Origin of the sequence: Streptomyces sp. NPDC041068, assembly GCF_040647455.1 — a bacterium.
GTDB lineage: Bacteria > Actinomycetota > Actinomycetes > Streptomycetales > Streptomycetaceae > Streptomyces.
Genome location: NZ_JBEZCG010000004.1, coordinates 504,146 through 527,266, shown reverse-complemented (window position 1 = coordinate 527,266; position 23,121 = coordinate 504,146). Strand labels below are relative to the sequence as shown.

Sequence of the window (23,121 nt, the reverse complement as noted above, 5' to 3'; positions counted from 1 at the left end):
TCGGTATAGCCACCTGACATGCGGCAGGGGCAAGCCAGTTGAGGCCTTCTAGCGCGTCCCCTTCGGGTCGAGCGCGTCACGCAGCCCGTCGCCGAAGAGGTTGAAGGCCAGGACGGTGATGAAGATCGTCACGCCCGGGAAGACCATGAACATCGGGTCGTGCTCGTACGTTTCGAGCGCGTCGCGCAGCATGCCGCCCCAGGACGCCGTCGGCGGCTTCACACCGGCACCGAGGAAGCTGAGGGCCGCCTCCGTGAGGATGTTGGTCGGGATCATCAGCGTCGCGTAGACGGTGATCGGGGCGACCAGGTTGGGCAGCAGCTCGCGGAACAGGATGTGACGCTTGCCGCCGCCGAGGCTGCGGGCCGCTTCCACGTACTCCCGCTCACGGAGCGAAAGCGTCTGGCCTCTGACGATCCGCCCGACGTACGGCCACCCGAAGAAGCCGATGACCATGACGAGGATCGCGACGCGGACGCTGCTGCCGGTCAGACCCAGCAGGTCGTCCGGGAGCACGGAGACCAGGGAGATGATGAAGAGCAGCTGCGGGAAGGAGAGCAGCACGTCCATCACGCGGCTGATCAGCGCGTCGACCCAGCCGCCGAAGTAGCCGGCGATGATCCCGAAGAGGGTGCCGAGCGCGACGGCGACGATGGCCGCGAGGAACGCCACGAGGAGCGAGATCCGCGCGCCGTAGACGATGCGGCTGAAGACGTCGCGGCCCTTGTTGGGCTCGACCCCGAAGAGGAAGTCGCTGCTCATGCCGCCGAACGCGCCCTTGGGCAGGTTGGTCAGCTCGTCCAGCTCGTCCTGGTGGAAGTCGTTGGGCGGATGGCCCAACAGGCTCACGATCAGGGGGGCGAAGACCGCGACAAGGACCAGGAACAGCACCGTGAAGCCGCCGAACAAGGCGACCTTGTCCCGCTTCAGGCGGTTCCAGGCGATCTGCTTGAGGGACCGACCCTCGACCTTCTTCACCCCTGCATCAACTGCGGGAGCGACGTCCTCGGTCGGGTCCACATCCGCAGGTGTGTCATGCAATGGTGCCGTCATCGTGGCAGGGACCCCTCTCAACCGGTGGTGACCGGCCCGCACTTGCCGCTGTAGCGACGTGATCAGTCCGTCGTACACAGGGGCGAAGGCCCCTGGAGCGGGAGTCTTCATCCACGTCGCGATCTGTTACCAGGCTTGAGGGGGAAAGGATGCGCAACCGTGATGCTGATCGGGGTGTTCCGTTATCCGGACGCGGGTGAACGAGGGGCGAACACGGGGCAGTTGGGGCGCAAGAAGTCACGGGAGCCCATAGGGCCCCACCCGCACCACAACGGACATCACGTCCGTCGACGCTGCTCAGTGCCGTGCCGAGCGACGAATTTCGGTCAGTACTGCGCGGGGTAGCCGTACCCGCCGGCGGGGGCCGGGGCCGCCTGGGCCTCGCGGTCGTAGAACGGCCGGGCGTTGGCGCGGAGCCACATCGCGACCGGGTCGTAGTCGTCGGACATCGCGACGGTCGAGACGGGCAGGCCGTCCGGGACCGCGGCGATGGACTGCTGCATCATCGCGCGCACCGCGTCGACCGAGGGCGGCGACGTGTCGTACACATCGAGGCCGATGGCCAGATACGGCGCCCCGAGCGCGGGCTGCACCCAGGCGCGGCGCAGCGAGCGCACCGCGGGGGTGCGGTGCGCGTTCTGCGTCAACAGGGCGTAGAACTGGGGGATTTCGATGATCGGGTCGGAGAGCCTGAGGGGCCCCGCGGGCAGCAGGTCCAGGCCCATGGCGATGCGGCGCAGATCGAGCCAGGGGATGCCGACGCCGCCGCCCGGGGCGTGCGGGTTGAGCCAGAGGCCGTAGTGGTCGGGGTAGAGGGTGCGGGCGACGTCGATGCCGCGCACCACCTCGTAGCTGCGGTTCCAGCCGCTGGCGGAGAGCTCCTGGGCGGAGGTCACGCAGGGGGCGTAGCCGAGGCCCTCGACCTCCATGTTGCCGTACTGGGCGTCGGGCGATCCGGACTGGCCGTGCCAGAGCAGCATCCACACCTGGTCACCGGCGAGCGCGCGCAGCAGCGCCTCGTACGCGTCGTAACGCCCCGGCGTCACCTGGCGCAGCATCTGCTCGACCTGTCCCCCAGGTCTCGACTGCGCTCGACCAGGGGAGACCCCATCGCCCGCGGCCGTGCCCGACGCACTCACCCGTAACCGCCCCTTCACGACGAACTCGATGACCCAAGGAATGCAACCAGCTTAAGCGGCGATCCTGGCACGGACTTGGCGTACGGCGCCTCAGGCCCCGCGGACGTAGAACGGCCGTACCCGCGCGCGCAGCCAGTCGCCCACCGGATCCTGCGCCACGTCGAGCAGGACGAGGTTCACCGGCCACGGGGCGGGGACCTGGCCCAGAGCGCGGCCGAGGGCCTCCATGGGGAGGTCGCGGGCGTTGCCCTCCCAGGTGGACAGTTCGACACCGACGAAGAGGGTCGGGTCGTCCGTCTCGACGGTCGCCAGGCAGCGGCGCGCGGTGAGCACGACGCCCGCCGCCTCGAACTCCCGACCGGCGGCGGCCAGGAAGTCCACCGGGTCCTCCTGCCAGTCCGGCTCGTAGAGGCGCACGCGGCCGCCGGTGGTGGGCCCGTCCAGTTCGGTGCGCCCGGCGCGGGCGAGCTCGGCGACGGCGGGCGGCGGCAGCGGAACGCCGACGGTGCCGTCCGGGTTCAGGGCGATGCCCAGCTGCGGCGGCAGGCCGCGGGCGAACTCCACGGCGGGCGCCACGGTGTGCCCCATGCGGTCCGCCGCTTCGCCGAGAGCCTGGCGGAACTGCTGCTCGGAGCTGAAGACGGGGACGTACGCCTGACCCTCGATCTCCAAGGTCGGCAGGTCCAGGGTGCCGCTGTCGGGGCCGCCGCCGTTCGGCAGCGGAATCCAGATCCGGCTGCGGCCGAGGACCTCCACGATCCGGGCGCCCGCCGACGCGGGGCCGCCGAGGGAGGCCGCGAGGACCTCCTCGAGTTCATTGCCCGGCCATCCGCCATACGGATGGGCGTGTGCCTGCCCCGGAAAGTCCATCTGTCCAACCCCTGCTCGCGACCGCTCTGCCTGCGGCTCGAACCCTAACGCCGGGCGGCGGGAGGCCGGGCGCGTGCACCCGAATGGACACGCTCCGCTTCCGTCTGGTTGCGAGCTGTAGTCGCCGCTTCGAGGGTGGCCCTAGTGCCGCTCCCCTCTGGCACGCCGCGCCTCCCGCCGAAAGGACCCTGCTCATGAGACCGCGCAGGACCGCCTCGCTCGCCGTCAGCGCGTCCCTCTGCGGGGCCCTGCTGCTCGGGGCGGCGGGCCCGGCCGCCGCCGCGCGCCCCGCCGAACCGGCCGTGCCCCGCACGGTGCAGGACCTGGAGTCGCTCCTGGAGGCGTGCCAGTACCTCCTCGACACCTCCTTCGGCGGCTGGATCAACCCCGACGGCCTGGCGAAGGTCAGCGCCGAGCTCGACACCCTGCTCGGCGCGCCCACTCCGGACACCGCGCAGCCCGGCACCTGGGCCGGAGCCGCTCGGACCGCCCTGAAGAAGGAGGTCGAGGGCCTGGTCGCGGCCGCCTCGGAGGGCGACTGGATCAAGGTCCTCGGCTCCCTGCAGACCGTGCCGAAGGCCGCGAACGACCTGCTGTTCGCGGTCGGCCTGACCCAGTGGATCGACTCGCTGCCGCCGGCCCCCGAGGCCCCGACGGCCCCACAACTCCCGCAATCCCCCCAGCAGTAGACCTCCAGAGACCCCAGAGCCCCCCCCCAGAGAACAACCAGAGAACACCAGAGAACACCAGAGAAGAGGACTTCCCATGCGACTCAGCAGGACCGTCACCGCCCTCGCCGTCTCCGTCTCCCTGACCGCGGGCGCCGTCGCCATGACCGCGGCCCCCGCCTTCGCCGCGGCATCCGTCTCGCGCACCGCAGAGGACCGCGCGCTCATGGTCGAGCAGGGCTTCGACGCCCTCTACGCCGCCATCGACGAGCTCGCCACGCGCAGCGCGGACGGCACGGCCGACGAGACCCACAGCGCCGCCGTGGACGCGGCCATGGACCGGGTGCTCTCGGCGGTCGGCGCCGTGCGCGCGGCCGACCCGGAGCCCAAGCCCAAGGGCGACGACCCGGTCGTCGCGGCCGAGGCCAAGCTGAAGGCGGAGGTGGACGGGCTGATGAAGGCGGCGCTCTCGGCCGACCTCGGCAAGCTCGTGCCCGCCCTGACCTCCGTGCCGAACCTCGCCGTCGACCTGCTCATCAAGGTCGGCCTCGGCAAGCTGGCCGAGGGCCTGCCGAAGCTGCCGAAGCTGCCGGAGGCGCCGAAGGTACCGGGCCTGCCCGAGGCCCCGGCCGTCCCGGCGATCCCCGGCCTGCCCCAGGCCCCGGCCGTCCCGGCGATCCCCGGCCTGCCGAAGATCCCCGGGCTGCCGTTCTGACGTAGCCGTACGGAGGAGACGTACGCGTATGCAGAGACGTACGCGTGACGTGCGCGTACGCGGACACGTACGCGGAAGGGGCCCGCGCCGACGGATGGCGCGGGCTCCTTCGCGCTACCGGCCCCCTCGCGCTACCGGCCCCTGTCGAAGGCGATCCCCCGCAGCACCTGCGCCGCCGCGCGGTCGAGCAGCACCGCCGAGCCGATGCCGCGTGGCAGCTCGCCGCGCTCGGCGGCGCCGACCAGGCGGCCGATCACTCTGCGGTGCCGCGCGAAGGCGTACCGGGACACGCCCCTGCCGCGCTCGCGCTGGCCCTGCAGCGCGGTGTCCGCGGGGACGTCGAGCAGGAGCAGGTGCAGGACCCTGCCGCGCCGGGCGGCCTCGCGGGCGAGCCAGCGGCGCACCCACGTCTGGGTGCCGCAGTCGTGCACGACGACGCTCACCCCGGAGCGCAGGGTGCGGCGCAGTCCGGCGTAGTGCGCGAGGCGGACCAGGGGTCTGTAGACCGCGTACGGCACAAGGCGGGGCATGCGGGCCGCCCAGCGGTCGCGGGTGTCCTGGGAGTCGATGCGCGGCCCCGTGACGGCCTGTCGCATCAGCGTCGACTTGCCCCCGCCGGGCAGCCCGGAGACGACGACCAGGTCGCCCTCGGCGAAGGTGAGGCGGTGCGGGCTGTGTCCCGCCCGCTGCCGCAGGTCGCGGACGACGGCCAGGGGAAGCGGACCGCAGCTCTCCGTGGCCGGGGCGGCGGCCTGCTCGGGCAGCGCCACCCCCGTGGTAGTGGCGTAGACACTGGTCCTGCTGTGCACCGTGATCGGCCTCCCCATAGCGGTCACGTACTGCCTCCCCAGCAAGTGTAAAGAGAAGGTAATGCGGCACAAGAGCATTCCGGGGCCGCCCGAACCGTGACCGGGCACGGGTCCCCCTGGACAGGGTCGCGTGCAATGATGTGCGCGCCAACTCCATACCGGCCGTTTGAATCCGCGCGGGAGAGTCCCCGGAGCCAGCACGCAGCGCGTGCCCGGGGCGCCGAAGGAGCAAGTCCCTCCCTTGAATCTCTCAGGCCCCGTACCGCGCGGGCGAGGCACATCTGAAAAGCGGGCCGCCCCGGCGGTCCCACCCAAGGTGCAAGCCGTGCGTCCCGGATCACGAGACGCTCGAGCGAACCTCTCAGGTTCCGATGACAGATGGGGAGGATCGACCTCGCCCGTCATGCCCTGGGAGTTCCCTTCATGAGCACTGCCCCCCGTCTGACCGCCCTCGATGCCGTGCATCGATCGCTCGGCGCGACCATGACCGACTTCGCGGGCTGGGACATGCCGCTGCGGTACGCCAGCGAGCGCGACGAGCACAACGCCGTGCGCACCAAGGCCGGCCTCTTCGACCTGTCGCACATGGGCGAGATCACCGTCACCGGCCCCGCGGCCGCGGACTTCCTGAACTTCGCACTGGTCGGCAACATCGGCTCCATCGGCGTCGGCCGCGCCCGCTACACCATGATCGTCGCCGAGGACGGCGGCATCCTGGACGACCTGATCGTCTACCGCCTCGGCGAGACCGAGGCCCCCGAGTACATGGTCGTCGCCAACGCCTCCAACGCGCAGGTCGTGCTCGACGCGCTCACCGCCCGCGCCGACAGCTTCGACGTCGAGGTCCGCGACGACCGCGACGCGTACGCGCTGCTCGCCGTCCAGGGCCCCGAGTCCCCCGGCATCCTGAAGTCCCTCACGGACGCCGACCTGGACGGCCTGAAGTACTACGCGGGCCTGCCCGGCACCGTCGCGGGCGTCCCCGCGCTGATCGCCCGCACCGGCTACACCGGCGAGGACGGCTTCGAGCTGTTCGTCTCCCCCGGTGACGCGGAGAAGCTGTGGAACGCGCTGATGGAGGCGGGCACGCCGGTCGGCATGGTGCCGGCCGGGCTCTCCTGCCGCGACACGCTGCGCCTGGAGGCGGGCATGCCGCTGTACGGGCACGAGCTGACCGCGGGGCTGACCCCGTTCGACGCGGGCCTCGGCCGGGTCGTGAAGTTCGAGAAGACCTCGCAGTCGGAGACGTTCGTGGGGCGCGCGGCGCTCGCGGCCGCCGCCGAGCGCGCCGAGACCGCTCCCCCGCGCAAGCTGGTCGGCCTGATCGCCGAGGGCCGTCGCGTCCCGCGCGCGGGCTTCTCGGTGGTCGCGGACGGCAAGGTGATCGGCGAGGTCACCTCCGGCGCCCCGTCGCCGACGCTCGGCAAGCCGATCGCGATGGCGTACGTCGACGCGGAGTACGCGACCCCCGGTACCGCGTCCTCATCGGGTGTCGGCGTGGACATCCGCGGCACCCACGAGCCCTACGAGGTCGTGGCGCTGCCGTTCTACAAGCGCCAGAAGTGACGGCGTCGCTTCCGGGCCGTCCGTCCCGGACGCCCCGGAAGTGACCCCCCGCACATCTTTCTCGTTCCGCAGCACCCACCCGCGTACAGGAGAATTCACGTCATGAGCAACCCCCAGCAGCTGCGTTACAGCAAGGAGCACGAGTGGCTCTCGGCCACCGAGGACGGCGTGGCGACGGTCGGCATCACGGAGCACGCGGCCAACGCGCTCGGTGACGTCGTCTTCGCCCAGCTCCCCGGGGTCGGCGACACGGTGACCGCGGGCGAGTCCTGCGGCGAGCTGGAGTCGACCAAGTCGGTCAGCGACCTCTACGCCCCGGTGAGCGGCGAGGTCGTCGCCGCCAACCAGGACGTCGTGGACGACCCGTCGCTGGTCAACTCCGCCCCGTTCGAGGGCGGTTGGCTGTTCAAGGTGCGCATCACGGACGAGCCGGACGAGCTGCTCTCCGCCGATGAGTACACCGCCTTCACCGCCGGCTGACCCATACCGATAGGGATCGTGTGATGTCGCTTCTGAACACCCCTCTCCACGAACTGGACCCGGACGTCGCCGCCGCCGTCGACGCCGAGCTCCACCGCCAGCAGTCCACCCTGGAAATGATCGCCTCGGAGAACTTCGCTCCGGTGGCCGTCATGGAGGCCCAGGGCACCGTCCTCACCAACAAGTACGCCGAGGGCTACCCCGGCCGCCGTTACTACGGCGGCTGCGAGCACGTGGACGTGACCGAGCAGATCGCGATCGACCGGGTCAAGGACCTGTTCGGCGCCGAGTACGCCAACGTCCAGCCGCACTCCGGCGCCTCCGCCAACCAGGCCGCCCTCTTCGCGATCGCCCAGCCCGGCGACACGATCCTCGGCCTGGACCTGGCGCACGGCGGCCACCTCACCCACGGCATGCGCCTGAACTTCTCCGGCAAGCAGTTCAACGTGGTCGCGTACCACGTGGACGAGGCCGGTCTGGTCGACATGGCCGAGGTCGAGCGCCTGGCCAAGGAGAACAGCCCGAAGGTGATCATCGCGGGCTGGTCCGCCTACCCGCGTCAGCTGGACTTCGCCGAGTTCCGCCGGATCGCCGACGAGGTCGGCGCGCACCTGTGGGTCGACATGGCGCACTTCGCCGGTCTGGTCGCCGCGGGTCTGCACCCCAACCCGGTGCCGTACGCGGACGTGGTCACCTCCACCACGCACAAGACGCTGGGCGGCCCGCGCGGCGGCATCATCCTGGCCCGCAACAAGGACTTCGCGAAGAAGCTGAACTCCGCGGTCTTCCCCGGCTTCCAGGGCGGCCCGCTGGAGCACGTGATCGCGGCCAAGGCCGTCTCCTTCAAGGTCGCGGCCTCGGACGACTTCAAGGAGCGCCAGCAGCGCACCCTGGACGGCGCCCGCATCCTGGCCGAGCGCCTGGTGCAGGACGACGCGAAGGCCGTCGGCGTGGACGTCCTGTCGGGCGGCACGGACGTGCACCTGGTCCTGGTCGACCTGCGCAACAGCGAGCTCGACGGCCAGCAGGCCGAGGACCGCCTCCACGAGGTCGGCATCACGGTCAACCGCAACGCGGTCCCGAACGACCCGCGTCCCCCGATGGTCACCTCGGGCCTGCGGATCGGCACCCCGGCGCTCGCCACGCGCGGCTTCGAGGCCGACGACTTCCGCGAGGTCGCCGACATCATCGCCGAGACCCTCAAGCCGGGCTTCGACGCCCAGGCCCTGAAGGCCCGCGTGACCGCTCTGGCCGACAAGCACCCGCTGTACCCCGGCCTGAAGTAGTTTCGTACGCTTTTGTTCGTACGTACGAAACGTCGGGGCACCCCGCACACTGGACAGTGAGGACAGTGCGCGGGGTGCCCCGCACCGCGTACCGCTTCTTGTAGTTCCTGCACCGCCTTGTACCTCTGCACCACCCGGCAGACAACGGCGTCTACCAACCACCCTTGGAGTGTTCCGTGGCCATCTCGGTCTTCGACCTGTTCTCGATCGGCATCGGCCCGTCCAGCTCCCACACGGTCGGTCCGATGCGCGCCGCCCGCATGTTCGCGAGCCGCCTCAAGAACGAGGGCCTGATGGCCCACACCACGGCGATACGGGCCGAGCTGTACGGCTCGCTCGGCGCCACGGGCCACGGGCACGGCACCCCCAAGGCCGTCCTGCTCGGCCTGGAGGGCGAGTCGCCCCGCACGGTGAACGTCGAATCCGCCGACGACCGCGTCGAGGAGATCAAGAACAGCGGCCGCATCAACCTCCTCGGCATGCACGAGATCGACTTCGATTTCGACGAGGACCTGATCCTGCACCGCCGCAAGGCCCTGCCGTACCACGCCAACGGCATGACGATCTTCGCGTACGACCGTGAGGGCGCCCTCGTCCTGGAGAAGACGTACTACTCGGTGGGCGGCGGCTTCGTCGTCGACGAGGACGCCGTCGAGGGCGAGAACCCGATCGTGCCCGACGACACGGTCCTCAAGCACCCCTTCCGCACGGGTGACGAGCTGCTGCGCCTGGCCTCCGAGACCGGGCTCTCCATCTCCGCGCTGATGCTGGAGAACGAGAAGGCCTGGCGCACCGAGGAGGAGATCCGCGCGGGCCTCCTCGACATCTGGGGCGTCATGCAGTCCTGCGTCTCGCGCGGCATGTCCCGCGAGGGCATCCTGCCCGGCGGCCTCAAGGTCCGCCGCCGCGCGGCCAATTCGGCACGGCAGCTGCGCGCCGAGGGCGACCCGCAGGCCCGCGCCATGGAGTGGATCACGCTCTACGCCATGGCCGTGAACGAGGAGAACGCCGCGGGCGGCCGCGTCGTGACGGCCCCCACGAACGGCGCCGCGGGCATCATCCCGGCGGTCCTGCACTACTACATGAACTTTGTGCCCGGCGCCGACGAGGAGGGCGTGGTCCGCTTCCTGCTCGCGGCCGGCGCGATCGGCATGCTCTTCAAGGAGAACGCCTCGATCTCCGGCGCCGAGGTCGGCTGCCAGGGCGAGGTCGGCTCCGCCTGCTCCATGGCCGCGGGCGCGCTGGCCGAGGTCATGGGCGGCTCCCCCTCCCAGGTCGAGAACGCCGCCGAGATCGGCATGGAGCACAACCTCGGCCTGACCTGCGACCCGGTCGGCGGCCTCGTCCAGATCCCGTGCATCGAGCGCAACGGCATGGCGGCGGTCAAGGCCGTCACCGCCGCGAAGATGGCGATGCGCGGCGACGGCTCCCACAAGGTGTCCCTGGACAAGGTCATCAAGACCATGAAGGACACGGGCGCCGACATGAGCGTCAAGTACAAGGAGACGGCGCGGGGCGGGCTCGCGGTGAACATCATCGAGTGCTGACGGCGCGCCCCTGGTCGTAGCGGGGCTCGGGCGCGAGGAACAGCGCCTCCGAGCCCACCGGGCGGAACCCCGCCGCCTGGAAGACCCGGACGCTGCGTGCGTTGCCCGGCGACTGCTGTGCCCACACCAGGTCGCCGTCCGGTACGAGATGCCGGGCCGCGCTCGCCAGCGCGCGGCCGAGTCCCCGGTGGCGTACGTCCTCCTCGACCTCGATCGCGGCCTCCCAGCGGCCCGCGACGCCTCGGCCGATGACCAGCACGCCGCCGCCGGCGGACGCCCATACGCGCACGTCGTCCCGGCGCACGCGGGCCCGGGAGACGCGGGGGTGGTCCGGGTCGTCGATCTCGCGCAGGGCGAGGGCGGGGTCGGGGGCGCCGGGCAGGGCGGTGGCGACCGTCAGCAGGTCGATGGTGTCGGTCGTGCGGCCCGTACGGTCCAGGAAGGCGCTGTGGAAGCGCGGGTTCATGGTGGCCGAGAGGGCGTCGCAGTCGAGCGAGGCGAGCGCGGCGCGCACCCACTCGGGGTCCTCGTCGGTGAAGACGACGGAGTGCGCTGTGAAGGCGATCACGCCCGCGTCGCGGTGGCTGGGCTGCGGCACGACGGTCGTACTGCCGTCCGGCGGAGGGAAGTCGCCGCGGGCCGCCGCCTCCAGGAGGGCGCCCAGCGCATCAGAGGTGCTGGCCATGGACGTACTCCTTGTGATCCGGTCATCGAACGGCCGTTACCCTAACCCCCGTCAGTAGTGCACCAAGAAGGGGTGGATCCGGTGGCGGACATCGAGGAAGCGCGCAAGACGTTCGAGCAGTTCGACGCGGACGGCGACGGCTTCATCACGGCGGCCGAGTGGAAGAGCGCCATGGCCAGGATGGGCGACTTCTACCAGACCGAGGCGGTGGCCGAGGCCGTGATCAGCGCGAAGGACACCAACGCCGACAAGCGTCTCTCCTTCGACGAGTTCTGGGCGAGCCTGAACAAGTAGGCGGAGAGGGAGGGGCCCGGCGCACATGGTGCGCCGGGCCCCTTTCGCGTTCTCGTCCGTCCCGTCCCCTCAGCGGCGGGCGCGCACGCTCCACCGCCCGTCCGTGCGCTCCAGGCGCACGGGGTGGTCGAAGCACTTGCTGACCTGGTCGCTGGTGAGTACGTCGTCGACGGCGCCGGAGGCGAGCGCGCGCCCTTCGCGCAGGAGCAGCGCGTGCGTCGTGCCCGCGGGCAGCTCCTCCAGGTGGTGGGTGACCAGGACGGTGGCGAGCTCCGGGTGGGTCTCGCGCAGGGTGTCCAGGCTGTCGAGGAGGCGTTCGCGCCCGGCGAGGTCGAGTCCGGTGGCCGGTTCGTCGAGCAGGACGAGGCGCGGACTCGGCATCAGGGAGCGCGCGATCAGGGTGCGGCCGCGCTCGCCCTGGGACAGCGTGGGCCAGCGCGCGTCCGCGCGGTGCGCGAGGCCGAGCAGGGCGATCAGCCGGTCGGCCTGCTCCTCCTGCTGCGCGGTCGGGCGCCACCGCGGCACCGGTTCGATGCTGTTGGTGAGCCCGGTCAGGACGACCGCGCGGACCGTCAGCGGCGAGCGCGGCGCATGGCGCGGGTTCACATGACCGACGTACGCGCGCAGTTCGCGCAGGTCGACGCTGCCCAGGCGGCGGCCGAGCACCTCGACCGTGCCGTGCGTGGGGTGGGTGACGGCGCCGCAGAGGCTGAGCAGGGTCGACTTGCCCGCGCCGTTCGCGCCGAGCAGTGCCCAGTGCTCGCCGGGGCGGACGGTGAGGCTCACCTCGTCGAGGATGGGGCGCCCCTCGCGTACGACGGTGACGTCGTCCGCCTGCAGGACGGGGACGGGGACGGGAACGGGGACGGCGACGGGAACTGGGGCGGGGTGGGTGCCGGGGGCAGCGCCGGGCTGCGGGGTCGCGTGGGTCACCCGGTGGCCCCCGCCCTGTTCACGGCGGCGAGCACGGCCTGCACGGAGGCGGTCAGGACCGAGGTGTCCAGACCCGCGCCCCAGAGGTCGACGCCGCCGACGCGGCAGCGCGCGTAGGCCACGGCCTCGCTGCCGCCGCCCTCGCCGACCGCGTGCTCGGCGTAGTCGAGGATGTCGACGGCGATCCCGGCGGCGGCCAGCGCGTCGACGAAGGCGGACAGCGGGCCGTTGCCCGCGCCCTCGAAGTCCCCTGCCCTGTCCCCCACGTGGAGGGTGCAGACGAAACGGTGCGCGCCGTCGGGCGCCCGGTCGGTGGTCCAGGAGCTCAAGCCCACGTCGCCGTCCCGCCCCGGCGCGACGTACGTCGCGCGGAACAGCTCGTACAGCTCCTTCGCGCTCGCCTCCTGACCGCTGTCGTCGGTGGCCTCCTGCACCACGCGCGAGAAGTCGGGGCGCAGGCCCTGGGGCAGGTCGATGCCGTGCCGCTCCCGCAGCAGGTACGCCATTCCGCCCTTGCCCGACTGGGAGTTGACGCGGATGACGGCCTCGTAGGTGCGGCCGATGTCGGCGGGGTCGATGGGCAGATACGGCACCTCCCACGGCGCCTCGTTCTCCGGGACCCCCGACTCGGCGGCCCTGCGGGCGTGGTGGGCGAAGCCCTTGCTGATGGCATCCTGGTGGGTGCCGGAGAACGCGGTGTGCACGAGGTCGCCCGCGTAGGGGTGGCGGGGGTGCACGGGCAGCCGGTTGCAGTGCTCGACGACCTCGCGCACGGCGTCGATGTCGGAGAAGTCGACCATGGGGTCGACGCCTTGGGCGTAGAGGTTCAGGGCGAGCGTCACCAGGTCCACGTTGCCGGTCCGCTCGCCGTTGCCGAACAGACAGCCCTCGACGCGCTGGGCTCCTGCCAGGACGGCGAGTTCGGCGCAGGCCACGCCGGTGCCGCGGTCGTTGTGGGGGTGGACGGAGAGGATGACGCAGTCGCGCCGGGCGAGGTTCTTGTGCATGTACTCGATCTGGTCGGCGTACACGTTCGGGGTCGCGATCTCGACGGTCGCCGGCAGGTTGTGCGTGACGGGCCGGTCGGGGCTCGCGTCCCACAACTCGGTGAGCCCGTCGCAGACTTCGAGCACGTAGTCGGGCTCGGTCAGGTTGAACGTCTCGGGCGCGAACTGGAAGCGGATGTCGGCGCCGGGCCTCGCGTCGGCGAGCCGCGCCATGTGCGCCGCGGCCTCCTTGACGACGCCGTACACCTCGGCGCGCGACCGCCCGAGCACGACGTCGCGCCAGACGGGCGAGGTGGGGATGTACAGGTGCACGACGGCGCGCGGCAGCCCCTCGATCGACTCGAAGGTGCGGTCGATCAGCTCGGGCCTGGCGGGTGTGAACACGACGACGGTCACATCGTCCGGCAGCGCCCCGCCGCCGCTCGCGCTCAGCTCCGCCAGGTGCCGGACGAACTCGAAGTCGGTCCTGCCGGCCGACGGATAGCCGACCTCGATCTCCTTGAAGCCCATCGAGACCAGCAGATCGAAGAAGCGCCGTTTGCGGCCGGTGTCCATGGGCTCGGCGAGCGCCTGGTTCCCGTCCCGCAGATCGACGGGCACCCACAGCGGCGCCCGCTCGATCCTGGCTCCGGGCCAACTCCGCTCCTGGACGGGGATGTTCACCCGCTCCCGGTAGGGCCGGTAGCGGTGGTGGGGCATGGGGCCGGGGCGCTGGGGATTCCAGTGGTACGTGTTGTCGTACGCGGGGGACGTCGCGGTGGTCATGCGGTTCTGCTCCTGGGCTCGGTCGGGAGACCGGCAGCACGGCATCCCGCGGCGGGGTGCCGGTCGCTTCAGGCCCCGCCACGGCAGCCGAGGAGAAGGAGACCGCGGAAGATCACGGGGGTCACAGTAGCCACACCTCAGCTCCTCAGACAAGTACTCCTCAGACATGTACTCCTCTGAGGAGTACTCCTCAGACAGGTAACTCTGAGACACTGCGGACAGTTGTCAGACGAGCGCCGCTCAGACAAGCAACCCGTCCGACAAGCGCCCCTCAGACAAGCGCCCCTCCCCCGAAAGGCCCCCGATGCCGCTCGGCTCCGTACGCCCCAGCCCCCTCGTCGAACAAGCCGCCGCCCGCCTGCGTGAGCAGATCACCGGCGGTCACTGGCCCGTCGGCACGAAGCTGCCCGGCGAGACGACGCTCGCCAAGGAGCTCGGCGTGGGGCGTTCCACGCTGCGCGAGGCCCTGCGCGCGCTGGCCGGGGCCGGGCTCGTGCGGCCCCGGCAGGGCGCCGGCGTCTTCGTCGTCGCCACGGAACCTGTCGCGGACTGGCCGACCCGGCTGCGGCGCGCGGCGGTCACCGACGTGTACGAGGTGCGGATGCTGGTGGAGGTGCAGGCGGCCAGGCTCGCCGCCCTGCGCCGCACCGACGAGGACGTCGCGGCGATGCGGGCCGCGCTCGACGGCCGCAAGGCGGCCGCCGCCGGGGCCGACGCGGAGTTCGTGGACGCCGACATCGCCCTGCACGCGGCGGTCGTGGCGGCGGCTCGCAACCCCGTACTCACCGATCTGTTCGCGGAGTTCATGCCCGCGCTGCGCCAGGGCCTGATCGACCTGCTGGAACTCACCGACGTGCGCGCCGAGGAGGAGAACCACGGCGACGTCGCGCACACCGCGCTCGTGCGTGCCGTCGAGGCGATGGACGCGGAGGAGGCGGCGCGGGTGGCGCAGGCCGAACTCCAGGAGACGCTGCGGATGTTGCTCACCCAGGACTGAGCCGCGGCCCGCGCCACGCTCCCCCGGCGCGAACCGCGCTACGCGAGCTCGCCCGCCACCGCCTTCGCCGCCGCCGCGATCAGCGCGTCCTTCGGCGGATCGTCGCGCCCAGGGCGGTCGGTCATGACGGCCAGGACGAGCGGGTCGGAGCCGGGCGGCCAGATCAGGGCGATGTCGTTGGCCCTGCCCCAGTTGCCGGTGCCGGTCTTGTCCGCCACCGTCCAGCCCTTGGGGAGACCGGCCCGGACACGGGTCGCGCCGACGGCCGCGGCATTGCGCAGCAGCCAGTCCTTGAGCAGGTCCCGCTTGGCCGCGGGCAGCGCGTCGCCGAGGACGAGCTCGCGGTAGTCGGCGGCGATCGCCCGCGGCGTGGTGGTGTCCCGCGGGTCCTTGGGGCGTACGTCGTTCAGCTCGGGTTCGTAGTTGTCCATGCGGCTGACGGTGTCGCCGAGCCCGCGCAGATAGGCGGTCAGCCGCGCGGGGCCGCCGATGTCGCGCATCAGCAGGTTGCCCGCGGTGCCGTCACTGTGGCGGACGGCGGCGTCGCACAGCTGCCTGATCGTCATGCCGGTCGCGATGTGCTTCTCGGTGACCGGCGAGATGGAGTCGACGTCGGCCGCGGTGTACGTGACGCGCTTGTCCAGATGTCCGAGCGGTTTGTGGTGCAGGACGGCCGCCGCGGCGAGCGCCTTGAAGGTGGAGCAGAACGCGAAGCGTTCGTCCGCGCGGTGCGTCAGCGTGGCGCCGCTTCCGGTCGCGAGGGCGAACACGCCGAGGCGGGCGCCGTGTTCGCGCTCCAGGGCGGCGAACCGCTTCGCGAGGCGCGCGCTGTCCGCGGGCGGCGTGGGGCGGGCGGAGCCGCGACCCGACGCCGAGGACGGGTCGGAGTCCGGCCGGTCCGGGCGGTCGTCGGCACCGCACCCGGCCAGCGGCAGCAGCGCGGCCGCCGCCAGCAGGGCACGACGGGACAGATCATGGGTGCGGGCGGTCAACGGCGGCCTCCGACCGGTGGGCGTACGGACAAACTGCATGCAACCCACCGAGAACGCGCCACGTCAAGATCCTCCGCCCCGGATCAGGCCACTCACGCGCAGCCCTCGGCTCCTCCCCCGCCCCCGTAGAGCCGCGCCGAGGCATCCACGTGCGCGAGCCTGCGCATCGCGTTGAACACCGCCTCGCCGAGCACCGTGCCGACCACCACGCTTTCCACGAGGTCCTCGACCGCGACGCGCCGGTCCACGTATCCGAGGTCGGCGCGGGCGACGAGTTCGGCGGCATCGGCGTACTCGTCGAGGAGCTCCGTGAACGCCCCGTGCCCGATCCGGGACATGGCGGCCAGTGCTCGCGCCAGCTCATCGGCGGCCGCGTTCGAATCATGCGTGCGCCAGCCGCGCCGCGCGATCAGCTCCTCGACGGCGGCGTGCGCGGCGGCCGCCTCGGCGTCGTCCTCCACCTCGCCCTGCGCGCCGAGCCGGCTCGCGGTGGTGCCGAGCACCTTGTGCAGCGGGCGGCCCGGGTCGTCGACGGCGCCGAGCACCTCCGCGATCGCGGCCACCTTCAGACCGCCCACTTCCAGGAGCGCGCGGATCAGGCGCAGCCTGCGCTCGTGCTCCTCGCCGTAGTGCGCCTGGTTGGGGCTGGTCAACTCGCCCTGCGACAGCAGCCCTTCGCGTACGTAGTACTTGATCGTCGGCACCGGCACGCCGGTCCTGCGGCTCAACTCGCCAATGCGCACGGCCTGTCCACGCTCCCGCTCTTCGGTGACCACTTGCCAACCCCTCACCCCATCATAGATAGTCCCACTATCGGATAGCGGACAGCGCCGCTATCCATTCCGGCAGGGGCAACTCAAGGGGGATACTCATGTCCTTTTGGCGTTCATGGCACCGCCCGCTGGTGCTGTTCTCCGCGTCGATGGCCGCCCTGGCCGTCGTCTCCGCGGTCGGACTCGTGGTCGACGACCGGGTCCTCGTGGGGGCGCGGATCTGGTTCAAGCCGTTCAAGTTCTCGGTCTCGTTCATCGCGTACGGGCTCTCGCTGGCCTGGATGCTGTCGCTGCTCGACCGCGGGCGGCGCGCCGGCTGGTGGGCGGGCACGGTGGTCGCGGCGACGAGCGCGATCGAGATGGTGATCATCACCAGCCAGGTGGTGTGGGGAAAGCGCAGCCACTTCAACCACGGAACGCCGCTCGACGAAGCGCTGTTCGACGCGATGGCCGTGACCGTCGTCGTCCTCTGGCTCGCCACGCTCGTCATCGCCGTCCTGCTGCTGCGCGCCAGGATCGCCGACCGCGCGTCCGCGTGGACGATGCGCTGCGGCGTCGCCCTCGCGCTCGCCGGGGCAGCCGTCGGGTTCCTGATGACCCGGCCGGCCCCCGGCCAGGTGCGCGGCGAGTCCCCCGTGGTCGGTGCGCACAGCGTGGGCGTGCCGGACGGCGGGCCCTCGATGCCGCTGACCGGCTGGTCCACCACCGGCGGCGACCTGCGGATCCCGCACTTCTTCGGCATGCACGCGCTGCAGCTGCTCCCACTGCTGCTCATGGCCCTGATGGCGCTCGCGCCCCGCTACGCCCGCCTCGCCGACGGCCGGGTGCGGGCGCGGCTCGTCCTGGTGGCGTCGGGAACGTACGCGGCTGCCTTCACCCTGACCCTCTGGCAGGCCCTGCGCGGCCAGCCGTTGATCCACCCGGACGCGGCGACGCTGACGGCCGCGGGCCTGATCACCGCGGCCGCGGCGGCGGGAACGTACGGCGCACTGCGCCTGCCCACCCCGACAACTCCCCCTCAGGGCAAGGACCTTGAGACCACCCCTCAGAAGGGGCTCACGCCGTGACCGGATTCCTCTTCGAGCTCACCTTCTGGCTGGCGGCGCCGGTCTGGCTCCTCATGATCTTCGCGCCGGGCTGGGGCCCCACGGCTCGGATCGCCGCCTCGCCCCTGACCGTCGTACCGGTCCTGGCCCTCTACGTCACGATGGCGCTGCCCGTCCTCCCCGAACTCTGGGCGGCGGTCAGCGCCCCCGACATCGACGCCTTCCGCGACCTGCTGACGCTCGCCAACGGCGCGGGGGCGATCTGGGCACAGGTGATCGCCTGGGACCTACTGCTGGGCCAGTGGATGTACCGCGAGGGACGACGCCTCGGCGTACATCCACTGGTGATGGGGCCACTGCTGGTCTTCACGATCCTGCTCTCGCCGTTCGCTCTGCTGTTGTTCTTGTTGCTGCGGGCAGCACGCACACGGCGATCTCGAAGCGGAGCCTGCGTCCGCGGCCTCGTCTGTTCCAACTGCAACTCCTACGGCCTCGCCTGGTACGAGGCCCTCCCTCCCCACCTCCGCACCTTCGATCTGCTGAACGAGTACCTCGCCCGACCGCCCGCGCGGCGGCTCCGCGAGGAACCGCCCGCGACCGAGTCGGGATAGCCCAACGGTCAGTCGATCGTCGCCCACTCCCGCAGCGCGTCCTCGCTCTCGAAGTCGGCCACGTTCTTGTCCAGCGGCGTCGACGTGTACTGGTGGATCGTCCACTTCGCCTTGATACGGGGCTTGCCCGCCGTCACGTAGTCGGCGATCCATAGTCCGTCACCCGCGTACGAGGTCACGTCTCGGTTCAACCAGAAGTCGCGGTTCGCGTACAACAGAACCCGGTGCGAGGGCCTCAGCCGCTTCACCTCGCGGATGAAGCGGTCCTTCTCCGCGTTCGACGCGGCCGTGTGATCCCCCGTCCACTCCCAGTCCACCGCCAGCAAGTCCCCCGCCTTCTCCGGGGCCTTGCTCACGAAGTACTCCGCCTGGGCCGTGATGTTGCCCGGCCACAGGAAGTGGTAGAAGCCGACCACGCAGCCGCCGTCACGGGCCAGTTTCGTCTGGGCGGTCAGTCTCGGGTTGATGTACGAACGGCCCTCCGTCGCCTTGATGATGACGAAGGAGAGGCCGTCCGTGTCGAACGTCGACTGGTACGAGCTGACATCTATGCCACGGATCATGGGGCCTCCAGGCGTGGGGTAAGGAGGGGTGGCAAGTCCCGAACTGCCCCTTTGGTGCCCCGTGTCAGCGACCGCCAACCGTCAACCATCCATCGTTCAACGGAAGATCCCCGTGTGCCCGAGGGAGTAGCGGCCCGGCTGCGGATAGACCGCAAGGCCGTGCGGCCCTTCGCCCACGGGGATGCGGGCCAGCTGGACTCCGGTGCGGGTGCCGATGGCGTACACCTCGGAGTCGTAACGCCCGGACAGCCAGAGGGTGTTGCCGTCCGCCGAGACGCCGCCCATGTCGGGGCTGCCGCCCTGGGGCAGTTTCCACTTCTTGGTGAGCTTGTTCTTCGGGAAGTCGAAGACGGAGACGGTACCCTCGCCGCGGTTGGAGACGTACATCTCCTTGGAGTCCCGGCTGACGTACAGGCCGTGGCAGCCCTTGCCGGTGGGGAGCAGCTTGGGCGTCGTGAATGTGTCGCCGTCCAGGACCCACATGCCGTGGGCCATCATGTCGGCGATGTAGAAGGTCTTGCCGTCCGGGGACATCTTCACGTCCTGCGGCATGGCGCCCTCGAAGGGGATCTTCTGCTGGCCGACGATCTTCATCTTCTCCGTGTCGACCTTGAGGAGTTCGCCGGAGAACTCGCAGGAGACGATGAAGTAGCGGCCGTCCATGGAGAAGTCGGCGTGGTTGACGCCCGCGCAGGTGACGGGGACGGTCTTCACGCGGTTCATGGTCTTGGGGTCGCGGAAGACGAGTTCGCGGTCCATGGAGGCCATGACGACGGCGTACTTGCCGTTCGGCGTGAAGTAGAGGTTGTAGGGGTCGGAGACCTCGACGGTGCGGCCGGTCTTGCCGGTGACGGGGTCGAGGGCGGTGAGACTGTCGCCGAGGTCGTTGTTGATCCAGAGCGTCTTCATGTCCCAGGAGGGGACGACGTGCTGGGGCTGGTCGCCGACGGGGATGGTCTCGATGACCTTGAACGTCTTGGGGTCGATGACGGAGACCGTGTCGGACTCGGTGTTGGGGACGTAGACGCGCGGCAGGAACTTCTTGGCGACGGGCTGCAGGGCGTTCGGGCGGTCGGCGGCGTAGGCGTCCTTGGGGTCGAGGACGGGCGGCATGCCGGGCAGGCCGGGGGCGGCCTTGGGTTTGGCGGGTTTGCGGATGCCTTCGGTGCCGAGGGCTTCGTTGGCGCGCTGGTCGGTGCCGCAGCCGGCGAGGACGGCGAGGACGGCACCGGCGGCGAGCAGGGTCGCGGTGCGCCTGGTGAGGTTGTTGAGGGCGGGGGCCGGGATGAGGGACATCAGGTCAGCAGCTCCGTGGTCGTGACGGCGCGCAGGCCGCGGCGTTCCAGTTCTTGCAGGACGGCGGGGAGCGCGGCGACCGTGTCCGCGTACCCGAAGTGCAGGCTCACCACGGATCCTGCGCGGATCTCGGCGGCGAGCTTGCGGGTGACGGCGGGGGCGCCGGGCGAGGTGAAGTCGAGGGAGTCGACGTCGTACGAGAGGACGTGGGGGTAGCCCGCGCGGCGGGCGAGGCGTTCGACGAGGGGGGTCGCCGTCTGCGTGCGGGAGGGGCGGAACCAGGTGCCGATGGAGCCGGTGAGGCGGCGCAGGCGGTGCGCGCAGCCGGTGATCTCGGCGTAGGCGTCGGCCTCGGACATGGCATTGATGTCGAGGTGGTGGTGGGTGTGGTTGCCGAGGTCGTGGCCGCCGTCGAGGATGCGGCGGGCCATGTCGGGGTGCTCGTCGAGCCACCGTCCGACGGCGAGCACGGTGACCTTGGCGCCCGCCTTCTCCGCCTCGGCGAGGAGGGCCTTCGCGGTGGCGGGGTCGCCCTGGCCGTGGAAGGTGAGGGCGACCTGGGGTCGGGTGCGGGGGCCGTGGGTGACCTGGGCGGGCTGCCCGGCGAAGCGGCGGGGCGCGGGGGCATGCCTGGCGGTGGCGAAGGGCTTGGGTGCGGCGGCCTTGTCGCGCGCGGGGGCGGGGCGCACGGCGCTGTCGGCCTCGCCGCCTCCGGAGGAACAGCCTGTGGCCGGCGCGCCGAGGAGCGCCGTGCCCGCGCCGACGGCGGCCAGCGCGGACCCGGCGCGCAGGATCCGTCGGCGTGTGGCCGCGTGGGGGGCGGTCGCGTGGAGGGAGGGGACTGCGACCGAGACGGGCACGGCAGCCGAAGCGGGGACGGCGACCGAGACGGGGACGGCAGCCACGGCGGAGGCGGCGGCCACGGCGGGCACGGCGACCGGGGCGGAGGCGGCAGCCGCGGCGGAGGCCGAGGCGAAGGCGGCGGCCGGGAGGGCGGAGGCGGCAGCCGCGGCGGAGGCCGGAGTGGAAGCCGCAGTCGAGGTGGGGCCCGTCACGTGCTCAGTCACGCGACCATTTAATAGGCGAATAGCCCGATTCATGGAGATTGACCTGATTCAGGACGCCCGCGCGTCCGAAGGCACCAGCCCTCCCACTCCACCTCTCAAGCCTTGCTTATCGCCTGCCACAAGCTCCGCTTAACCAGCGTTTACCAGGCAGGTGTCCCATCTCACCAAGGATTCACCTCTAAAGTGCGATGGTTTATACCGCTATGCCCGGATAGGGACTTTTGGATCGGTGGCCCCCGTCTGCCATAGTCGGGGACACGACCCCCATTGACCCGGGCTCAGGTCGTCATCAGCGGCTGTGGATCACACCCCAAACATCCACCGCGCTTCACGAAAGCCCCCTCGCGCCGGACCTCGGCCGCCGGGGGCTTTCGCGTGGGCGGGACGGGGAGAGCGGCCTCAGCGGTCCGCGACCCGCATTTCGAACCACGTCGTCTTGCCGCGCGGCAGCAGGTCCACGCCCCAGCGGTCGGAGAGCTTGTCGACGAGGAAGAGGCCTCGGCCGCTCAGGTCCATCTCCTGGACCGGCATCAGGCACGGCAACCCCCGCGAGGGATCGCGCACCTCGACGCGGATCCAGCCGCGCCGCCGCTGCATGCGCAGTCCGAAGACGCGGGCGCCGGTGTGCCGCACGGCGTTGCCGACGAGTTCGGAGACGAGGAGGACGACGTCCTCGGTGAGCTTCGGCGACAGTCCCCAGTGACGGAGGACCACGACCTGGGCGAGGCGGCGCGCGATGGCGGCGGACTCCGGGCGCGACGGCAGCGGGACCTCCGCGTCCGTCGGATTCCCGAACAACTCGAGCGCCTTGAGCGCGTGTTCGTCCTCTACCGCCGGCGACCAGCGCGCCGCGGTCGCACTCCCGTGCCTCCGCGGCCGTTCGTCGCCCTCCAGCCCCGCCATGCCCTCCATCATGGCCGCCCAGAGCGCTCTCCGGGGCCGTTCCGGCGGAATGAGCCCCCCGGAACCTACCGTTCCGGGGGGTGGGTTTGTCATATGCCACTGGCAGATAAGGCCTCAAGAAGCTGCCCTGACCTGCGGTAACCACCCGCGCACAGGTGATCACCTAACGCCTCGCACCCGGCAGGGTTAAGGTTCTCTTAAGTCGGCCATAATCCGCCCCTTCGAGGGACGTCCACGCTGACGCTCGTTCAACTGAACGCCCAGGGAAGGCAGTTCAGAGGAACTTCGCCTTGCCCGGACCCTCCTCGACGAAGCTCCGCATGCCCCGCTCGCGGTCCTCGGTCGCGAACAGGCCCGCGAACCACGAGCGTTCGATGGTGAGGCCGGTGTCGAGGTCGGTCTCCAGGCCCGCGTCGATGGACTCCTTGGCCGCGCGCAGCGCGATGGCCGGGCCCTGCGCGAGGCGCGCGGCCCACGCGTGCGCCTGCTCGTACACCTCGGCAGCCGGCACGACGCGGTCCACCAGGCCGATGGCGAGCGCCTCGTCGGCCTTCACCTGGCGCCCGGTGAAGATGAGGTCCTTGGCCTTGGAGGGGCCGACCAGGCGGGCCAGGCGCTGGGTGCCGCCCGCGCCGGGGATCACGCCGAGCAGGATCTCCGGCTGGCCGAGCTTGGCGTTGTCCGCGGCGATGCGGAAGTCCGCGCAGAGCGCCAGCTCGCAACCGCCGCCCAGGGCATAGCCGTTGACGGCGGCGACGACGGGCTTGGGGATGCGGGCGACCGCGGTGAAGGAGTCCTGCAGGGCGCCGGCCCGCGCGATCATGCCCGCGTGGTCCATCACCTGCATCTCCTTGATGTCCGCGCCCGCGGCGAACACCTTCTCGCCGCCGTGGATCACCACGGCGCGTACGTCGTCGCGGCGCGTGGCTTCTTCGGCGAGCTCCTTGAGGCGGTCCTGGGTGGCGATGTCCAGGGCGTTCATCGGGGGACGGTCGAGCCGGATCGTGCCGACGCCTTCGGCTACTTCGAGGTGTGCAGTCATGACAGGCACGTTAG

The 23,121-nt window shown here is 71.2% G+C and carries 23 protein-coding genes, 1 pseudogene and 1 riboswitch; of the genes and pseudogenes, 10 read left to right on the top strand and 14 right to left on the bottom strand.

The genetic code is table 11. The features are described from left to right. Window positions 1-48: 48 nt before the first annotated feature. The 3 genes from AB0B50_RS12235 to AB0B50_RS12225 form a co-directional block, all read right to left on the bottom strand. Window positions 49-1,053, bottom strand: a complete 1,005-nt coding sequence (locus AB0B50_RS12235; protein WP_362329057.1) for an ABC transporter permease — start codon at window positions 1,051-1,053, stop codon at window positions 49-51. Between the two features lie 326 nt (window positions 1,054-1,379). Then, window positions 1,380-2,111 (bottom strand): enhanced serine sensitivity protein SseB C-terminal domain-containing protein, encoded by a 732-nt coding sequence (locus tag AB0B50_RS12230; RefSeq protein WP_362329055.1) that lies wholly within the window; start codon window positions 2,109-2,111, stop codon window positions 1,380-1,382. A 171-nt stretch (window positions 2,112-2,282) separates the two neighbouring features. Then, window positions 2,283-3,062, bottom strand: coding sequence for an enhanced serine sensitivity protein SseB (locus AB0B50_RS12225; RefSeq protein ID WP_362329053.1), 780 nt, complete (start codon window positions 3,060-3,062; stop codon window positions 2,283-2,285). Between the two features lie 194 nt (window positions 3,063-3,256). Between AB0B50_RS12225 and AB0B50_RS12220 the strand changes: the two genes are divergently transcribed. Continuing rightward, window positions 3,257-3,751 carry a hypothetical protein gene (locus tag AB0B50_RS12220; RefSeq protein WP_362329051.1) on the top strand — a complete coding sequence of 165 codons (495 nt, stop codon included), beginning with the start codon at window positions 3,257-3,259 and terminating at the stop codon, window positions 3,749-3,751. Between the two features lie 76 nt (window positions 3,752-3,827). Further along, the gene (locus tag AB0B50_RS12215; RefSeq protein WP_362329049.1) at window positions 3,828-4,445 is read left to right on the top strand and encodes a hypothetical protein; all 618 of its coding nucleotides are present in this window, start codon (window positions 3,828-3,830) and stop codon (window positions 4,443-4,445) included. Between the two features lie 131 nt (window positions 4,446-4,576). On the opposite strand, the gene AB0B50_RS12210 is transcribed toward AB0B50_RS12215, so the two are convergent. After that, window positions 4,577-5,272: an AAA family ATPase gene (locus tag AB0B50_RS12210; protein WP_362329190.1), complete on the bottom strand. Its 696-nt coding sequence runs from the start codon at window positions 5,270-5,272 to the stop codon at window positions 4,577-4,579. Window positions 5,273-5,421: 149 nt separating this feature from the next. After that, a riboswitch (glycine riboswitch) is annotated at window positions 5,422-5,529 on the top strand. Between the two features lie 148 nt (window positions 5,530-5,677). Between AB0B50_RS12210 and gcvT the strand changes: the two genes are divergently transcribed. The 4 genes from gcvT to AB0B50_RS12190 all read left to right on the top strand — a co-directional run bounded on the left by gcvT (window position 5,678) and on the right by AB0B50_RS12190 (window position 10,133). Then, window positions 5,678-6,820: a glycine cleavage system aminomethyltransferase GcvT gene (gene gcvT / locus AB0B50_RS12205; protein ID WP_362329047.1), complete on the top strand. Its 1,143-nt coding sequence runs from the start codon at window positions 5,678-5,680 to the stop codon at window positions 6,818-6,820. Window positions 6,821-6,922: 102 nt separating this feature from the next. Continuing rightward, a complete protein-coding gene (gcvH, locus tag AB0B50_RS12200) occupies window positions 6,923-7,300 on the top strand; it encodes a glycine cleavage system protein GcvH (RefSeq protein WP_362329045.1) in 378 nt (125 codons plus the stop codon). A 23-nt stretch (window positions 7,301-7,323) separates the two neighbouring features. Further along, window positions 7,324-8,586 carry a serine hydroxymethyltransferase gene (gene glyA / locus AB0B50_RS12195; RefSeq protein WP_362329043.1) on the top strand — a complete coding sequence of 421 codons (1,263 nt, stop codon included), beginning with the start codon at window positions 7,324-7,326 and terminating at the stop codon, window positions 8,584-8,586. A gap of 176 nt (window positions 8,587-8,762) precedes the next feature. After that, on the top strand, window positions 8,763-10,133 hold the full coding sequence (locus AB0B50_RS12190; RefSeq protein WP_362329041.1) for an L-serine ammonia-lyase: 1,371 nt from the start codon (window positions 8,763-8,765) through the stop codon (window positions 10,131-10,133). On the opposite strand, the gene AB0B50_RS12185 is transcribed toward AB0B50_RS12190, so the two are convergent. Continuing rightward, complete coding sequence (locus AB0B50_RS12185) at window positions 10,120-10,818, bottom strand: GNAT family N-acetyltransferase (protein ID WP_362329039.1); 699 nt, start codon at window positions 10,816-10,818, stop codon at window positions 10,120-10,122. The two genes, AB0B50_RS12190 and AB0B50_RS12185, sit on opposite strands and share 14 nt — an antisense overlap. An 81-nt stretch (window positions 10,819-10,899) precedes the next feature. Between AB0B50_RS12185 and AB0B50_RS12180 the strand changes: the two genes are divergently transcribed. Next, window positions 10,900-11,112: an EF-hand domain-containing protein gene (locus tag AB0B50_RS12180; protein WP_362329037.1), complete on the top strand. Its 213-nt coding sequence runs from the start codon at window positions 10,900-10,902 to the stop codon at window positions 11,110-11,112. A gap of 69 nt (window positions 11,113-11,181) precedes the next feature. Here the strand turns inward: AB0B50_RS12180 and AB0B50_RS12175 are convergent, their stop codons facing one another. Beyond that, entirely contained in the window at window positions 11,182-11,952 is a 771-nt protein-coding gene (locus tag AB0B50_RS12175) for an ATP-binding cassette domain-containing protein (protein WP_362329188.1), read from the bottom strand. Window positions 11,953-12,041: 89 nt separating this feature from the next. After that, window positions 12,042-13,817, bottom strand: a complete 1,776-nt coding sequence (gene leuA / locus AB0B50_RS12170) for a 2-isopropylmalate synthase (RefSeq protein ID WP_362329035.1) — start codon at window positions 13,815-13,817, stop codon at window positions 12,042-12,044. A gap of 304 nt (window positions 13,818-14,121) precedes the next feature. Here leuA and AB0B50_RS12165 point away from each other — a divergent pair, with 304 nt between their 5' ends. Then, window positions 14,122-14,814, top strand: a complete 693-nt coding sequence (locus AB0B50_RS12165; RefSeq protein ID WP_362329033.1) for an FCD domain-containing protein — start codon at window positions 14,122-14,124, stop codon at window positions 14,812-14,814. Between the two features lie 38 nt (window positions 14,815-14,852). On the opposite strand, the gene bla is transcribed toward AB0B50_RS12165, so the two are convergent. Together bla and AB0B50_RS12155 are read right to left on the bottom strand one after the other, a co-directional pair. Beyond that, entirely contained in the window at window positions 14,853-15,806 is a 954-nt protein-coding gene (bla, locus tag AB0B50_RS12160; protein ID WP_362329031.1) for a class A beta-lactamase, read from the bottom strand. A 92-nt stretch (window positions 15,807-15,898) separates the two neighbouring features. Then, window positions 15,899-16,549: a MerR family transcriptional regulator gene (locus AB0B50_RS12155; protein ID WP_362329186.1), complete on the bottom strand. Its 651-nt coding sequence runs from the start codon at window positions 16,547-16,549 to the stop codon at window positions 15,899-15,901. 128 nt (window positions 16,550-16,677) lie between these two features. On the opposite strand from AB0B50_RS12155, the gene AB0B50_RS12150 reads away from it, so the two are divergent. Continuing rightward, complete coding sequence (locus AB0B50_RS12150; RefSeq protein WP_362329029.1) at window positions 16,678-17,646, top strand: hypothetical protein; 969 nt, start codon at window positions 16,678-16,680, stop codon at window positions 17,644-17,646. Next, window positions 17,643-18,059, top strand: a pseudogene (locus AB0B50_RS12145) (ABA4-like family protein); the annotation flags it as partial. The gene AB0B50_RS12150 and the pseudogene AB0B50_RS12145, both read left to right, overlap by 4 nt. Before the next feature lie 185 nt (window positions 18,060-18,244). On the opposite strand, the gene AB0B50_RS12140 reads toward AB0B50_RS12145, so the two are convergent. From AB0B50_RS12140 to AB0B50_RS12120, 5 genes are all read right to left on the bottom strand, one after another. Next, the gene (locus tag AB0B50_RS12140; protein ID WP_362329027.1) at window positions 18,245-18,799 is read right to left on the bottom strand and encodes a glycoside hydrolase family 25 protein; all 555 of its coding nucleotides are present in this window, start codon (window positions 18,797-18,799) and stop codon (window positions 18,245-18,247) included. Window positions 18,800-18,895: 96 nt separating this feature from the next. Further along, on the bottom strand, window positions 18,896-20,095 hold the full coding sequence (locus tag AB0B50_RS12135) for a YncE family protein (protein ID WP_362329025.1): 1,200 nt from the start codon (window positions 20,093-20,095) through the stop codon (window positions 18,896-18,898). Further along, window positions 20,095-20,889: a polysaccharide deacetylase family protein gene (locus AB0B50_RS12130; RefSeq protein WP_362329184.1), complete on the bottom strand. Its 795-nt coding sequence runs from the start codon at window positions 20,887-20,889 to the stop codon at window positions 20,095-20,097. Before AB0B50_RS12130 ends, AB0B50_RS12135 begins: the two co-directional genes overlap by 1 nt. A gap of 672 nt (window positions 20,890-21,561) precedes the next feature. Further along, entirely contained in the window at window positions 21,562-22,065 is a 504-nt protein-coding gene (locus AB0B50_RS12125; RefSeq protein WP_362329023.1) for an ATP-binding protein, read from the bottom strand. Window positions 22,066-22,339: 274 nt separating this feature from the next. Beyond that, window positions 22,340-23,107: an enoyl-CoA hydratase-related protein gene (locus AB0B50_RS12120; protein ID WP_362329021.1), complete on the bottom strand. Its 768-nt coding sequence runs from the start codon at window positions 23,105-23,107 to the stop codon at window positions 22,340-22,342. Window positions 23,108-23,121 lie beyond the last annotated feature (14 nt).

Bases quoted from the DNA above. Each gene is read 5' to 3' on its own strand.
- AB0B50_RS12120 (WP_362329021.1), bottom strand. From the start codon at position 23,107: ATGACTGCACACCTCGAAGTAGCCGAAGGCGTCGGCACGATCCGGCTC.
- AB0B50_RS12220 (WP_362329051.1), top strand. From the start codon at position 3,257: ATGAGACCGCGCAGGACCGCCTCGCTCGCCGTCAGCGCGTCCCTCTGC.
- glyA (WP_362329043.1), top strand. From the start codon at position 7,324: ATGTCGCTTCTGAACACCCCTCTCCACGAACTGGACCCGGACGTCGCC.
- gcvT (WP_362329047.1), top strand. From the start codon at position 5,678: ATGAGCACTGCCCCCCGTCTGACCGCCCTCGATGCCGTGCATCGATCG.
- gcvH (WP_362329045.1), top strand. From the start codon at position 6,923: ATGAGCAACCCCCAGCAGCTGCGTTACAGCAAGGAGCACGAGTGGCTC.
- AB0B50_RS12125 (WP_362329023.1), bottom strand. From the start codon at position 22,065: ATGGCGGGGCTGGAGGGCGACGAACGGCCGCGGAGGCACGGGAGTGCG.
- AB0B50_RS12135 (WP_362329025.1), bottom strand. From the start codon at position 20,095: ATGTCCCTCATCCCGGCCCCCGCCCTCAACAACCTCACCAGGCGCACC.
- AB0B50_RS12225 (WP_362329053.1), bottom strand. From the start codon at position 3,062: ATGGACTTTCCGGGGCAGGCACACGCCCATCCGTATGGCGGATGGCCG.
- AB0B50_RS12230 (WP_362329055.1), bottom strand. From the start codon at position 2,111: ATGCTGCGCCAGGTGACGCCGGGGCGTTACGACGCGTACGAGGCGCTG.
- AB0B50_RS12185 (WP_362329039.1), bottom strand. From the start codon at position 10,818: ATGGCCAGCACCTCTGATGCGCTGGGCGCCCTCCTGGAGGCGGCGGCC.
- AB0B50_RS12140 (WP_362329027.1), bottom strand. From the start codon at position 18,799: ATGATCCGTGGCATAGATGTCAGCTCGTACCAGTCGACGTTCGACACG.
- AB0B50_RS12215 (WP_362329049.1), top strand. From the start codon at position 3,828: ATGCGACTCAGCAGGACCGTCACCGCCCTCGCCGTCTCCGTCTCCCTG.
- AB0B50_RS12150 (WP_362329029.1), top strand. From the start codon at position 16,678: ATGTCCTTTTGGCGTTCATGGCACCGCCCGCTGGTGCTGTTCTCCGCG.
- AB0B50_RS12165 (WP_362329033.1), top strand. From the start codon at position 14,122: ATGCCGCTCGGCTCCGTACGCCCCAGCCCCCTCGTCGAACAAGCCGCC.
- leuA (WP_362329035.1), bottom strand. From the start codon at position 13,817: ATGACCACCGCGACGTCCCCCGCGTACGACAACACGTACCACTGGAAT.
- AB0B50_RS12210 (WP_362329190.1), bottom strand. From the start codon at position 5,272: ATGGGGAGGCCGATCACGGTGCACAGCAGGACCAGTGTCTACGCCACT.
- AB0B50_RS12235 (WP_362329057.1), bottom strand. From the start codon at position 1,053: ATGACGGCACCATTGCATGACACACCTGCGGATGTGGACCCGACCGAG.